Below are 14721 nucleotides of genomic sequence, written 5' to 3' on the forward strand. Positions count from 1 at the left end.
GCCTTACCGCCCGCAGTAAGCCAGAGACTTTTTTCTTCTCTGCCTTACCTCCCGCGGTAAGCCAGAGACTTTTTTCTTTTCTGCCTTACCTCCCACGGTAAGCCAGAGACTTTTTTCTTCTCTGCTTTACCTCCCGCGGTAAGCCAGAGACTTTTTTCTTCTCTGCCTTACCTCGCACGGTAAGCCAGAGACTTTTTTCTTCTCTGCTTTACCGGTCCCTCCGCCGATCCCGTCCGGCCAAAATGAATCATTCGCTTTATTGGTCAATGAGATACGGATACCTGATTCGCTTCCATTACATTCCGCCCAGGCTGCGTCGCAACCCGAAATGAACGCCGCGGCCCGGATTCAGAATTTCTTCGTTACACCGAAGGTCGCGAACGTCGGATCGATGGTCAGATTGCCGTTCGAGTCGGCATCCCCGTTCTGCCAGCGGAACGCAGCGTTCACCGCAAACTTCGGTGTCAGATACACGTCGGTCCCCACGACAAATCCTTCGATGCTGAAGGTGTTCGATGGTTTATATGCAAAGGTATTTCCGTCCACCGAATACGATAACGTATTTGAGAACATCAGATACCCGATCTGCGGGCCCGCCCAGACATCCGCCCTCCGCATCTGGACAAAGTGAACGTTCAGGGAAGCGAAAAGAGGTACGACATTCAGCTTCTGAGACAGAGCGGTATTCGGCGCGCTGGAGCTGATGAACTGAATATTCATTCGCGTGTACGCAAGAGCCCCGTCGATGCCAAACCAATGGCTTAGCCGGTATTCGGCATCACCGCCCACGCTTGGAGACGAGCCCTGAACGTGGAGTCCAACCGTCCCGAAGGAGGTCGTATCAAACGGTTCATTATCATGCAGGACGTAGCGGCCGGCCGGCCCTGTCCATAACCTTCCAGTAAAACCGCGGTCTTCCGACTGGGCGGAGGTCGTCACTGCCATGACCACGATCCCGAGTAAACCTGCAAGAACTGTTAACCAAGCACGCTGTGGCATGGAGCATCCTTATGCAAAATTTGCAATATTTCTGGATCTCAGATGCCAGACTGCTTTCCACAACAAAAGCCGGGGATTAGCCCCTCACGTTCTGTGCTTTTTGTGGTCTCTTTTGTGGCTATTCCCGATCATTTCCCTTCTTCAGTCTTTTTGCCCTTGGGATTGAAATCGTCGAGGCCCAGCAGACGTGCAACTTCCGTCAATTCGCCGGGGTTGCGCAAGACCTGCTGGAGCAGTTCCCCCAGCGACAGGCTGCCCCAGGCGACAGCGCGTTTGACCAGGTAAGGCGTCGGGCTGTGCGGTTCGGTTCTCATGAGATACTCCGCCGCTTCGGCCAGCATGTGATAGGCCTGGGCGCGGCTGCGGATGGGGCCGCTGATCGCGTAGTCCCGCGGATCGTTCGCTGTGTCCCGGTCCGATTTCTCTCGGATCGAATCATCTTCTCTTTCGACAAAGGGTTCGAATTTCACATCCACTCCTCGAACATCCAACAACTCACTCACAAAATGCAGGATCGTGCGCAGCATCTCCTTCATCTGATGGAGGGCGCCTTCCTGCCTCTTATCGAAATGAACCAATACGCGTTCGAAGCGTTCCGCTTCCTCGAGCGCATTGGTCAGTTGCTCCCGTAAATCGATATAGAAGTCGTTCGGCGTCAGATTGACGCTGGCGTCGAACTGGGTTTGCAGCAACCGCCCGGAATCCTGACCTTTGCGGACCGGTGTCTTGTCACGTGCTGCAACTTTTACCTGATGTATACCGAGTTCGCGATCCGCCCAGGTGTATGAGCGCTCGTCTTCGGTCCTGGTGATTGCGATCAATTTCAATTTAAGAGTGAGCTTCTCATCGATCCAGGAGACCGGGGCATAACGAAGTTCCGGATCGTCGGGATCGAGCGGCGGATACAGCGTGTCCCAGAAATTCTCCGAAAGGGCAGTCAGGACGCGGAACCCGTCCGCGACCCCGGCAAATCCATCCAGATGGATACAGGCTTCCAGCAGCCAGGCGCCGATCTGCAGGTCCTTGGACCGCTTCTGGAGCGCCTCCAGGCAAATGGACTTCACTTCTTTCCAGTCCGCCTTTTTCAACTTCGTTTGCCAGATCCCCTGAGGCGCATTGGCATCATCTTCGCGGCGCGCCCCTTTAATCGAGTCGTAGATCTGCGAATAGCGCAGCGACTCGCCGGCCGGGCTGTCCGAAGAAACAGGTTGGATTAATGTTTGTACTTCAATCATCAGGATCGATCCAATGACGGCGCCCGTTCCGGAAACGCCGGTAGAGTTATCGGTTCTTTCTTGTCCGCCGTCAAGAGCGTCAGGCGGACAAACACTTTCGTCATCATGGGATCGTCACCGGTCATCATGGTCGGGACGATGAATTTCAACGTCTGCGGAGCCGGATCGATCAGCTGATCGAAGTCGGCAGGCACGCTGGCATGAGTGCGGAAGAATCGCAGCATCGACCAGCGTGTCGTATCCTCGAACGTCACTTTGCGGTCCTCATAGACAACGCCTTCGGCGTTTTCCGGAGCAGGAATGATGTTCGCGTCTTTGGCCCAGCGCAGCACCAGACGCGTTTTGTCGCCCAGCACCCAGCGGCCGCGGCGCATGGTATCGCGGGCGGTGATCGTCTGGTCCCCGACTTCGAGCTGCCACTCGATGATCTGATTACCGCCGGACTCCCTGCGCCGGTTCACGCGGAACTCCACTTCGAAATCGAACACGGGCGCAAGCGCCTTGGCATCGTCCAGAAACGGAGCAAAGAGGGCGCGGACGGAAACCATATCATCGATAAATTGCAGAACGCGCGGCCCGGAGCCGGTCCGGCCCTGAGGCCGCTCGAGGTACTTGATGATGTTCTTGTTGTACGCATCGAACAGCTTGAAGAAGTCGCGGATCGATTGCGGATCGGCCTCGCCGCCGCGGCCGGGACCCGGGACGAACGGGAACTTTCCGGCCAGCTTCTGGTTGAACGTGCTTTCAAGCTCGCGGAACTGCTGAACCACCGTGGCGGTCGCGATCGAATCGAACCTTTCATACACCAGCCGCCGCAGTTCGTTGCGTTTGTTCAGGAAGAAGTCCGTGGATTGTGCCGCCAGGTCCTGCGGCGAGATCTTGTCGCTGTAATTCTGCGTGGTGAGAGACGGCAGGACTGTACTTACAAACGTTTCAAGCGCTGTAACGTTGTTCGCCGGATTCTTATTGTCGTACTTCTCCAGTTCCGTCGCAATATTCTGCCACTTGGCCAGAAGCTGCGCGTCGGCCGCGCTGCGCCTTCCGGCGCGCTGGCTGGTGATGATCGAGAGCGCGGGATCCGCGTTTTCCTTGAGCCGTTTCAGGTTCTCGCGCTGGGCGTCGAGATACTGCGGCAGTTCCTTGTCGTCTTTCACGCCAAACACGACCGTGACCAGCGGCTCCGCTCCTTCCCAGCGGGCCAGACCGGCTTCATTGAACACATAAGGCGCTTTCTGCTCGAAGAGCTGCTCGACCGTGCGGAGGTGCTGGAACGCGCCGGCCAGCGTCGCCTCTGCGAGGTCGTTGTAGGCGCGGCTCATCCCAAGACGATCGAAGGCCGCAAGCAGATCGGTCAACGGCTTCGCCGTGTCTTTGAGCTGCTTGGTTTCATTCTGAACGTCCTGCTCGAGGTTGTTCGACGCCGGGACTGCAGGCTCGACCTTCTGCGCGTTCGAGATGAGCGAAACCATGTTGGCTTCCAGGCGATTCAACGCCATCACGCGCAGGCGGTTCTGCAATTCCGGGTTGAAGGTCGTCAGCCCGCCGGCGATGAACGCATTGTAAGGTTCCACGAGCTGCTGGGCCTGCTGCAAGCCGGGCAGATCCCAGGCGAAGCGCGATCCCTGCGGCGCCGCCGTCCGGATCCTGCGTCCGCTGGCCTGGGCCATGAACCGCTGATTGAGGAAATCTTCCAGTCCTTTGCGCAACGCCAGCAGCGCGGCGGACGGCTTCATCATGTTGTCGGCGGTCTGGAGAATCGGGCCGGTCAGCGAACTCTGGTAATTCTCGAGCGTGCTGCGCATCGAATCCACATTCTCGGCCGCCATGTCCTCGAGCTTCATGCGCGCAGCGGGGCCGAACAGGGTCGACATCTGGATGGCATCGAGTAGCGCCGCATACTCGGATCCAGGAGCGAAACCCGGCTTTCCAAGCCACGCCAGTTCGGGCTTTGAGAACGTCTGATTCAACTGATCGATGGTGCCCATGAGGGCCCGATAGGGCGCCGGATCGCTGTCGGCAGTGGTCGGCTCCTTCGCCAGCGTATCGAGTTCGGCCTGCAGCTCATCGAGCTGCATGACCGGCAATTCGCGGTCGGCGACGGCATCGAAAAACTTCTGTCCCAGCACCTGCTGTTTGTCGGCGACCGCTTGTTTTACCTTGTCGACATTGATGACGTCCTGCTGGCTGGCCTTGAGCGCACGCAGATAGAAATCGGCGTTCTCGTAGAAGGCAGGAGGAAGTTCCGTGCCGTAAATGAATTTCACCAGCTTGCCGAGCGTTGGGAGATCGCCCGATTCCGGCATCGCTTCGAAGTTGTACATCGTAATGTACGGTTCGAGCTCTTTGACGCGATCGACATAGCGGCGAAAGGTCTGGAATTCAGGCAACGAGGCCACGCCGGCCGGGTGATAGGCCGTATCGGCGGGGGGAGCGGGAGGCGCCATTTCCTGGGCTTCCTGAAGATGTTCGGTCAGATTGAGGTAAATGGATCCGAGAACGATCTTACTGAACGTCAGATTCATGGACTGGTCCAGGCGCTCATCCAGGCTGGTGAACCATGAACCCGGCAGCCAGAAGCTTCGCAACGTCGCGGCATTGATCTCCTCCATTCCCATCAGAATCTTGGTGGGATCGACGCCTTCGAGCCGCTGCAGAATTTCCGCCGCCGTCAGCTTGCCGTTGTTGGATTTTTCGACATCGCGAACCTGAGTCAGATCCTTTTCAACCTGCGCCATGACAGGCTCGAACGCCGCAGTCTCCTGTTGAAGCCGGTTTTTCGAGAGGAAGAGCGCGAGACTGCCGAACAGCAGAAACAGAATGCACGCCACCTGCCCGGCCAGCGCCCAGCGATTTCTGGCGAGAACCGACCGGAAGACCGGGTGCGCCAGCGGATGTTCCGGAAAGATTTTTTTCTCGAAAACATGCTTCACGAAGACCGGCTGAGGTTCGGCGGCGGCTCCGGCCGACGGCGTGTATTCGCCTCCCAGGGCGGTATTCACCGGAGCATCGAGCTGCGCGTCACCGCAGAAATATAGCCCGCGGAACAGAAAGCTTTCGTGGTGCGCGCTCTCCTTGAAAAGATGATTCAGGTAGCCGCGGACCGGCTCGATCAGAGTCTGGAACTCAGCGGGGAAAAGAAAAACGCCGTCTGAATCCTCGACCGTGTCGCTTTCCGCGAAAATTTCGATCTGAGTTTTATAGATCGTGTTGTTCAGATTCTTGAAGGCTTCATCCACCCAGTCCGGCACGTACGCGGCGTGCACCGAGTACGGATTCGACCACCCGAACATGTCGTCCCTGAGGTTCTTCGGAAGCTCGCTGACGTAGCTGCGGAATCCCGAAATGTGATCGCACTTCGTGATGAACACATAGACCGGGAAGGTCATGCCCAGCATCTTCTGGACGGACCACATTTTTTCGTAGATCAGATCCGCTTTGCGGCGGAGATCTTCGTTGCTGAGCTTGTTCGGTCCGATCAGGTCGTCGACCGGAATGGCGGCGATAAATCCGTCGATCGGACGTTCCGGACGATTCCGGCGGAGGAGCGACAAAAAAGTTCTCCAGCCGATATCATCGGACGCGCGGCCGTCATGCGACGAAACCATGCTGCCGTCGACGTCGAGCACGACGCCGTTGGTGAACAGCCACCAGGTCACCGGCTTTCGAAGCTCGAAAGGATCGCCTCCGACCCGTCCAAAGGGCTGCGGCAAACCGACGTGGTCCAGCAATGTCGTCTTTCCCGAGCCCGCTTCGCCGGCCATCACGAACCAGGGCACACGATAGCGGAAATCGCGGCCCGGAATCCGGTCCTTCAGCAGTTTAATGGCTTCCTTGAACGAATGCGGAAGAGCGCCGGAATGCAATCCGAAACGATGCTTGATCCGGGTCCACAAGCCGGGCTTGTGGGGAACTGCCGCGCCGGCAGAGGGCTCGGCGCTGTGGATCGCGGCGCCAGCCTTGCGGGCCGAGCCTTCAGCGCCTGCCCTGTATTTCTCGTACTGCTTGTCCAGCGCACCGCGCTGTTTCAGCGCGGTGCTCAGCGTCTGCGACGCGCTGCCTTTGCGCGAACTCCTGATGATCAGAATCACACTCGCGGCGATTGCCGCGATCAGGACTCCGACTGCGCCAAGGATGTACGGCAGAAATTTCGTCAGTTGCGCCATGTGCCTACCGCGACAGCGCTTCGATGCGAGTTGTAATTCTGTCCAGTTCCGCTGTCGAGTTCACCCAGATCGATCGCGAGATGAAGAAATAGACGACAACCATCACAGCCAGCAGAATGAACCAGAGCTTCACCTGCGGCACCTTGCGTCCGGCGCCTTCTTCGACCGTGTGAAGATACGCTTCCGGAAACAGCTTTTTCGTGTCCTTATGAAGCTCGGGCTGGCCGTGGAATATGAAGGTGAATAATTGCCGGCGATAGTAATCGATCCTGCCGCGGTCGTTGTTCGCCCAATATTTGCCGCGGAAGCCGAGCATGATGGCAAGCAGATAGATCGTCGCCAGGTCCTTGTACATCGGATCGGGCGTCTGCAGAAGACGGTCGAGCCGGTTGAAGAATTCTTCGCCTGCCACGCGGGTGCGGAACAGGCGGTATTCGATCAGATGCGTGTTCCAGGCCTCCTTGCCGATCCATTCGAGCTGGTGCAGGAGGATCTCGTCGGCGAGCGCCGCCATCACGTATTGCGCCTGGGTGTAGATCCCGGTGTAATCGGCCCCACGGCGTCCGGCGACCAGCGCCTCCTGTTCCATGACGGCGATCACGCGATCCGCGACCGCGATCGCCGCGCGCTCACCCGGCGTCTGCTCCGGCGCGCCGCCGGCATCGAGCGGCGTACCCGACTTGATCAGCCGCTTGAGCTTGATCATCTCGCCGTAGAAGTCGCGGAACTGGAGCAGAAGGAGAGACGTACTCTCTTCGACAGCGCTCATGGTTTGACGTACAGGATGATATCGGCGGGACGCTTCGCCTCTCCAGCCTCAGGATTGAATACTTGAAGCGGCTCGCCCAGCTCGATGTACAGCGGATCAAACTTCACCGAGTAGAGCGCGACTCCGGCCGTCGCCACCAGACCGAGTTCCTGATCCTTGTCGACGCGCTGGCGCTGCGGTCCGAGAATGCGGCGCGTCATCATTCCTTCGATGCGCGGCTGGGATCCGATGATGCTCTTCTCGAACCACTCGGCCACCGAATCTTCCGTCTGCCCGACATTCGCGCGCACGCCGATGGTTAATTTCTCACGCATCCAGACGGCGAGCAGAGGCAGGTTCCAGCGGCCCTTCTGGTACGTGAACGAGATCGCGTTGTATGCCTCGTGAATGAAATCGAGCATCTTGAACAGGAAGTCGCGAATCTGGATGAAGGTCGCCCGCAGATCGTCGTGATTGTACGGGGCAAGCATTGGCGGAACCATGCCGGGACCCAGCGAGGAAAGCTCTCCGGACACCAGGCATAAAGCCAGATACAGCGTCAACGGATGCGCCGCTCCCGTATAAAGCGCGGCCTCCAGATGAGGCAAGCCCAGGACAAGCGACTTGATGGTCTCCTTCATTTCCACGAACGCAGCGCCTTCGGTAGCGAGCGCCGGCGAGCGGGTCTGCTCCGAGAGAAAGACCGCCTTCTGCCGCAGACGCCTCGCTACAGAGGAACACATATCACCCAGAGGAGAATGGAGCGGAACCTGAACCGTGGGCGTGATGAAGTCCGTCAGCGTGTAGGTCTCGTCCTTCAACGAAACCTGGGCCACAGGAAATCCGGAATACTTCTTCGGAATCGAGTCTCCCGCAACAATACTCAGCTTCGGCCGCAGCCGCGGAATCCGCAGTTCGCTTTCGCCGGTATTCTCGTCGACGGTGGGAATGCCTTCGATCGAGCCGTAGCGGGGAAGATCGCCTTTGATGGGAGGTTCGCCCAGTTTCCGCGAAGCTACAACAAGATTGAGCGTCACCGGATGCTGCTTCATGTCGTCCGCCATTGGCGTGAGATCGAGTTCCAATGCGTCCGATTCCTGGCTGTCGCGTGAAACGACCAGGCCATCCGGCATAATCCCTTCGAGTTCCGTGATGCGGTAGGTGCCGCTGACAAGGAGGACCGTATCGTGCCTGAGATGCGTCAGTCCCCAGTGAAACGGAGCCACCATTCTCAGGTGATACGACAGCAGCTCTTCCTGGCGCAGACTCAGTTGCTGGAAATGCTGCGGCGCCAGCAGCATTCCTTCATGCCACTGGATCGCCTCGGGAAGTTCATGCGCGCCGGCCATCTCGACTTACTCCTGCTTCGCGGTGAAGGCCCGCTCGCCTAAATCGATCGTGACATTCTTATAGGGATCCAGCTTCGCGCGATTGTCGCCAGGCACGATGTAATTCGCAAAAACCAGGGCCGCTCTGGCGCTCGGCTTCAGCGGAAGTTTCTGGTCCTTGACCCTCTGGCCTGGAATCCATTCCCAGTACCAGGAATCAAACCCCTTCGGATTGTCCTGGCGAAACTGATCCCGATTCATGAACCAGTCTTTTGCGGCCGTCTTTGTCAGCATCTCCAGCAGCTTCTCGTCATATACGAGCAAAAATTCCACCGCGACCGGATTGTTCATATTGGCGTTCGGCGCGACGTGCGCGCGGAATTCGATGTCGCCGCCAAACAATTTCCGGGTCCGCTCGACATTTTTCCGGACTGCGCACGAGCCTGTTCCCAGCAACAGAACTGTCGCAAGGAAGACAAATCGCCCCGCTCGTTTCCTCATGTCGTGCAAGTCTTTTGCAATCCGGGCCTTAACGCGTTGGCAGTATATACCGTCCTCGGAAAGCCCGCAACATCTAGTAGCTACAGATCAAACGGGTTCAACGGATTGAAGCGCGTTGGCGTGGATTTCTTTAGCGCCGGAGGCGCGACATTCCTACGATGCGTTGAAGATAATTTGTGAATCGGACCTCCCGATACTTCAACATTTCCGAGCGGGCCTGATGAATCTCCTTCGCTTGCTTCGCAACCCAGGAATTTCCCCGGTCAACAACCTGACGCAGCCGGTCTTTCCGCTGCTCCAGCCGCCGGTGGACGGCATCGCGTTGCAATTCCAATCGCTGGTGACGCCGGTCGCGAGTCTGGCGGATGCCCAGGATTTTATTCCGGGCGCGCCAGCGAACGAACGATTCGGAACGGTGAATCGCACGGCGTTCCATGTCGTATTTTTTGCGGATACGCAATCGGTCCTCGGATGAAATGGTCTTTGGTGGCCCCGCCTGAGACAGTTCCTCGGCATGTTTCCGCCATTGCTCGAATTTCTTCCGTTCCCTTCCCCGCAACCCTTCCGCACCGATATTCGCAAGAAATGCGCTTTCCAACAGAAAGTCATCGTGCTGGGCCTGCAGCCGCAACAATAGCCGGGCCGCCTCACTGGCTTCCGCAACTTCGAGCGTCTTCCGGCGGACATTCAGCTCATCGATCCACGATGCCAGCGTGCGTTTGACTTCGGCAATGCGGTCCTGCTGCCGGCGAACCCGGGCGCCATCCTTTGCCGTCAACCGCGCCATTTCCTGCGCTTCCTTCAGATCGACCGCGGACATCCGCTTCGCCACGCGGCCGACGCCGAACCGGAGAGCATTATGACGGTAACGCTTCAACTCCAGCAGGAACCACACCGCCAGTTTCGCGCGGACTTCATCCATCGCGATGTAGGAAAAGCCAAGACACGTTGCCGTACACAGAAGCCCCGCCAACACGACCACGCCGGTTTCCAATCCGGGCAGAACTCCGCGGGCCGCAAGCGCGATCAGCGCCACCATGAAAGCCGCGTAAGAAACCGTCAGCGCCCGTTCCGGCGCCACCGGCGGGTGCAGAGGAATGGCATCCGGCAAAGTCACCGGTCCCTCTATAGCGCTGCCCCCCGCGTGAATGACAGAAGGCGTTTCAGCGGGCCGGTCTTCGCTAGCGGCGGCCGGTTCGATGGCAGGCGCCCGAACGGCCGCCGGCTTTGGCTGTACGAAAAGATCGAGCTGATTCTCGCGCGACCAGCCCGGCAGCGGAACGTGACGCGGCGTGCGCTTCCTGGCGGGCGCGCCGATGACATCGGCCGGCGATGCGATCGACGAGAGCCGCATCCCCAGATAAGACGTGAACAGCGGCAGATATTTCTGAACCCGATCATCCGCCACGTGCTGCAGATTCCGCATCAGGCGTGAAAACCGCGGCTGATCGAAGTCTTCCTTCTGAAAGAGTAGATGCTCCTCGCCGCCGCCGTACCGCCGCCACAGACTCGGATCGATACTGAGCGCCGTCAGCGTGAGATAGACCGCCCAACCCGAAAAGTTGTCGACGTGTGGACCGAAGTCCTTCTCGGTTCGCGCGGGATGCTGATAGTTGCGATGGCCCACTTCATGACTGACCGAACCTGCGAAAGCCGGCACGAACATGCCGTCGTAGTCGATCAATCGGAAATCTCCGTCCGCAATCAGCACATTTCCGTGTTGAAGGTCGCCGTGGGCGATGCCGTGCTTCTTCAACGCGGAAAGCATTTTGAGCCAGCGCTCCGCCAGATTCGCCAGCGCCGTCGGCTTCTGGAGATTGGCTTCGATGACTTCCTGAAACGTGGAGCCTTCGATCCACTCCATTTTTAATACGGGATACCATCGGCCCCGCACCCGAATTCCCTTCTCCAGAAACCGGAAATCGACCGTATAGGGAAGTTTCGCGGTTTCAAGCTGGCGGCCGATTTCCTCATAGCGCTGTTTGTGATCGGAGAAATCGCGAAGGAAGCAGCGAACGGCCCAGCGCTTCGATCCGGTGCGGATGCTGTAGACGCTTGCAAAACCGCCGGTGATGGGCCGTGGAAGCCCGAGCGCCGTGACATCGGAAATCCCGTCGCGCAGGTCGGGATCGTCAAAGTTCAAGCGCGGGCTTTGAACCGCTTCGTTGTAATCCTGGGGCGTCGGCCATGCTGCGGCCTGAGGCAGTACCTTCATTGGACTGAGATCCTCAGCAGCGTGACGTCGTCGTTTCTCATGCCCGCATCGCGCAGGGACTCGATCGATTCCTCGAACTCGCCTGCACAGCTGTAGGCGCGGTCGATGACCGCGCTTGCGCGCTCACAGAGCGCGCCTACAGTGGAACACTGCAGAAACCAGCACGCGATCGCATCCGTCATCAGGTAGAAGACATCGTTCGGCTGCCAGGTACCCTGCGCCCGGCAAATGTGCGCAAGCTCGTCGTTCCAGTTTCGCTTGTTGCTTGAAAGCAGCGGCGGGCGGTTATTGAAGTCTCCGGCCTCCGTCATCGGAAAGGCGGTGAGGAGACGGCCGTCTCTTACCTGAAACAGGCAGCTGTCGCCGATCGCCGTCGACTGCCACGTACCTTCCAACACCGTCAACCCGAGCACTGTGGCGAACGCTCCATGGCTCAGCTTCTCTTCGGCGTACCATGGCAGCGCCGCTTTCCCGATCGACGAATTCCACTGCTGCTCGAGCTGCGGCAGATGCTTCCGGATCTTTTTTTCGCTGAGATAATCGCGGCAGTAGGCGCGCGTCAGAAGCTGCGCCCACGAACGCGCAAACGAGGTTTCCGTTGCGCCATCCGCTACGGCAAAGCGGAACAACTTCGAGTCGAGGTCCAGCGGCGCGGGAGGCCAGAACGCATCTTCGTACTCTTCAGCGGTATTCCCGCGTTTCGGAGTCCAGAAAATGCGGAGCGAAATCCGCATTTCATCGAAGACTGGTCGGCCGCGTTCCGATATCGAGAAACCGGATGACCGAGACCATGTCTCCGTTGAAAACAAATCCGCGAGGAGAGCTTCCGACCGGAATGCCTTCCTCCATGGCGATGTTCTTCATGTAATCCGGAAGCGGGCTCGACATGCGGAAGAGATTCCGCGCGTAATCATCCGGCAGCATGGACTCATCGCCCGGAAACTCAATCGGCGATGCCGGAGTCGATGAAACGTGGATATTAAAAAGGAGGAGCTGGCCGTCTTCGGTTTTCAGATCTTTGAGCGCCATGGCGGCGCCGGCCGGGTCGCCGTCGGTTGCGGCTCCATCGGTAATGTTGATGACAATCGGAGGGAAACTTGTCGGCTGCTCGTTCACCCAGCGTCCCAGGATCGATTGGGCCCGGCCCATCGCCTGACACATCGGCGTGCCGCCGCTGGCGATGGAATCGAACCAGACGGGGAATTTGATCGTCTGGTCGACCAGGCCGCCCGCCCCGTCATCGATTTTCTTGGCGCGTTCTTCGACACGCGCCGGCTGGTTGGCGATTTCTCCGATTGGAACAAGTTCTTTGCCGGCAAGCGGGCCGCTGAAAGCCGGACCGACGGCCGCGCCATAACCGATCACGCCGACGTCGTAGTAATCGCGCACGCCTTCCGATTTAGCGCACTTCAGCACGAGGTTCTGGAGCAACCTGTTAATAATGGTGGAAAGCGCTTCGGCCTTGCTCTTGCCCGCCTCTCCTCCCCAACCTTCCTGCATCGATCCGGACTGGTCGATGAGAAAAATAAAACACGACGGTTTTACTCTGCTGATCTCTGCAACGTAGGACATGCGTAGCCCTCCATTTTCATTCTTAACACCGGGAGGGGGACAGGGGAGGTCCATTTACTTGGTTCTATTGGAAATTCGAGGTTTCGACAGTGGAAATTGGAAATCTGGAAGACACCCCGGCTATAGAACGTCGTTTTGCCTGAGAAACTCGCGGATCGTGGCGAAGATCCTCCGGCGTTCCTGCGGCGTGAAATTGCCGTGTTTGCCGCCGGCAATAGTCAACAACTGATTGGGCACGCCTGCTTTCGCCAGAGCGTCATGAAGCCGGACGGCATGGTCATAAGGAACCGTCGTATCGGCGTCACCGTGAATCGTAAGAATCGGCGGAAGTCCGGGCCGGACATGTGTCAAAGGTGAAACCCGATGCGCCATCGCTTCGCGGTCCGGCAGGCCGCCGAGCCATTGCATCGCGGCAGGCGCGCGGTGCGGCCCTTCGATCACATCCTGAACGTCCGTAATGCCGTACCAATTGATGATGGCAGCGGCCGTGGGAAGCTGCATTCCCGTAATGAGAGCGAGGTGTGCGCCTGCGGATTCCCCGGTAAGCACGATGCGCGCTGTATCAATGCCGTATGTCTTTGCATGGCTACAGACAAACCGCAGTGCGCATAAGCAATCCTCGACAGCCGCAGGCGCAAGGGCGGCCTGCGCGAGACGATACTCGACATTGACAACGTTCAATCCCATCTCGAACCACGGAACAAGCGACAGCAAGGAGGCCTCTTTGGAACCGGCCGCCCAAAACCCGCCGTGCATGAAAACGACCGTGGGTTGCGGGCCCGCGGCATCGCTCCGCTTGTAAACATCGAGCTTCACTTCGTCGTTGCCGGCAGTGAAATACGTCAGGTTCGGGAAGACCAGATATTCGTTCGCGGCATACGCGGCCCACACCGGGGGCGGCAGCAACCGGCCAAAGGCAGGCACAGCAGCCGCCAAAGACAGCCAGAGGCGGCCGATGAGGCGGCGCATTTAATCGTGGCGTAACGCTTGAATCGGGTCGAGCTTCGCCGCACGGGACGCCGGGTAGCTGCCGGCAACGAGGCTAACGATCACAGAGAATGCGATCGCGCTCGCGATCAGCCACGGAGGCAGAGAGAAAAGCGTGGCGGGAGTTCCGCCCTGGCTTTCGATGTAGAGGTTCGCCCCGAAGTTGATGCCGCGCCCGACGATCCAACCGATCGCGACACCGGCGAGTCCTCCCAGAATCCCAATCACGGAAGCCTCGAGCAGAAAAACGCGCCGGATGTGTTCATCGCTGGCGCCGATCGCCTTCATGATGCCGATTTCGCGCGTTCGCTCGAGAATGGACATGACCATTGTATTGACGATGCCTAACGAAGAGACGACCAGAGCAATCGAGCCGATCAGACTCAAAACGATGTCAAAAAGGATAAATGCGCTCTTGGCGCCGCGGAGAGCGTCATTGACGGAAAGCGCGGCATAGCCCATGTGCCGGAGACGGTCTTCGACGTCCTCCGTCGATTTCGCCTGTTTCACCTTCACGGTCACTGTTCCGTAAGTCTTCGCCGGCGACGGATTGCGCAGAATCGATTGCACATCGGTAACGATCGCGGCATCGATTGTCTCAGCGAGACCTATGGGAATCATGACCGCAACATTCGGTCCGAAACCGCCGATTGGAACACCTCCAGGTTCGCGCTCTACGATTCCGACAATACGGCACTGCAACTCCGCGCGCTGCACATTAAAGGCGGCAGCTGCATCGGCCGGCGAGTCGTTGGTCCGCGAGGCGGCGTACGAGAGCGTCGCCGTTTTGCCGATCAGGCTGCCTGGAGTCTGCTCCGCGATTTGCTTCGCGATATTGAGACTCAGCATGCAATCGCGATCGGAATTACTGGTGAAAAACCCGCCGTAAGAGAATGTCTGGAAGGTGCCTTCGCTTTTTGAAGACATCGGGACGCCGGCCAGCGCCACTACCCGCGAAAAGTCGCCGATCGTC

Annotated in this window: 11 protein-coding genes; all 11 read right to left on the reverse strand. The window is 58.5% G+C overall.

The features are described 5' to 3' along the window. Nucleotides 1-348: 348 nt before the first annotated feature. Nucleotides 349-999 (reverse strand): outer membrane beta-barrel protein, encoded by a 651-nt coding sequence (locus VGK48_24065; GenBank protein HEY2384262.1) that lies wholly within the window; start codon nucleotides 997-999, stop codon nucleotides 349-351. 128 nt (nucleotides 1000-1127) lie between these two features. Then, entirely contained in the window at nucleotides 1128-2234 is a 1107-nt protein-coding gene (tssA, locus tag VGK48_24070) for a type VI secretion system protein TssA (GenBank protein HEY2384263.1), read from the reverse strand. Beyond that, nucleotides 2234-6397 carry a type VI secretion system protein gene (locus tag VGK48_24075; protein HEY2384264.1) on the reverse strand — a complete coding sequence of 1388 codons (4164 nt, stop codon included), beginning with the start codon at nucleotides 6395-6397 and terminating at the stop codon, nucleotides 2234-2236. Before VGK48_24075 ends, tssA begins: the two co-directional genes overlap by 1 nt. 4 nt (nucleotides 6398-6401) lie before the next feature. Continuing rightward, nucleotides 6402-7166 (reverse strand): DotU family type IV/VI secretion system protein, encoded by a 765-nt coding sequence (locus VGK48_24080; GenBank protein ID HEY2384265.1) that lies wholly within the window; start codon nucleotides 7164-7166, stop codon nucleotides 6402-6404. After that, nucleotides 7163-8494 (reverse strand): type VI secretion system baseplate subunit TssK, encoded by a 1332-nt coding sequence (gene tssK, locus VGK48_24085; GenBank protein HEY2384266.1) that lies wholly within the window; start codon nucleotides 8492-8494, stop codon nucleotides 7163-7165. The genes VGK48_24080 and tssK overlap by 4 nt, the downstream gene beginning before the upstream one ends. A 6-nt stretch (nucleotides 8495-8500) precedes the next feature. Next, entirely contained in the window at nucleotides 8501-8974 is a 474-nt protein-coding gene (locus tag VGK48_24090; GenBank protein ID HEY2384267.1) for a hypothetical protein, read from the reverse strand. A 130-nt stretch (nucleotides 8975-9104) separates the two neighbouring features. Further along, nucleotides 9105-11189, reverse strand: coding sequence for a hypothetical protein (locus VGK48_24095; protein HEY2384268.1), 2085 nt, complete (start codon nucleotides 11187-11189; stop codon nucleotides 9105-9107). Next, on the reverse strand, nucleotides 11186-11923 hold the full coding sequence (locus VGK48_24100; GenBank protein HEY2384269.1) for a protein phosphatase 2C domain-containing protein: 738 nt from the start codon (nucleotides 11921-11923) through the stop codon (nucleotides 11186-11188). The genes VGK48_24095 and VGK48_24100 overlap by 4 nt, the downstream gene beginning before the upstream one ends. 1 nt (nucleotide 11924) lies before the next feature. Then, complete coding sequence (locus VGK48_24105) at nucleotides 11925-12761, reverse strand: VWA domain-containing protein (protein ID HEY2384270.1); 837 nt, start codon at nucleotides 12759-12761, stop codon at nucleotides 11925-11927. A 120-nt stretch (nucleotides 12762-12881) separates the two neighbouring features. After that, nucleotides 12882-13730: an alpha/beta hydrolase gene (locus VGK48_24110; GenBank protein HEY2384271.1), complete on the reverse strand. Its 849-nt coding sequence runs from the start codon at nucleotides 13728-13730 to the stop codon at nucleotides 12882-12884. Next, nucleotides 13731-14721 (reverse strand): FtsX-like permease family protein (locus VGK48_24115; GenBank protein ID HEY2384272.1); only part of this gene is annotated, 991 nt, incomplete at its 5' end.

Source organism: Terriglobia bacterium, from assembly GCA_036496425.1.
Taxonomy (GTDB): Bacteria; Acidobacteriota; Terriglobia; order 20CM-2-55-15; family 20CM-2-55-15; genus 20CM-2-55-15.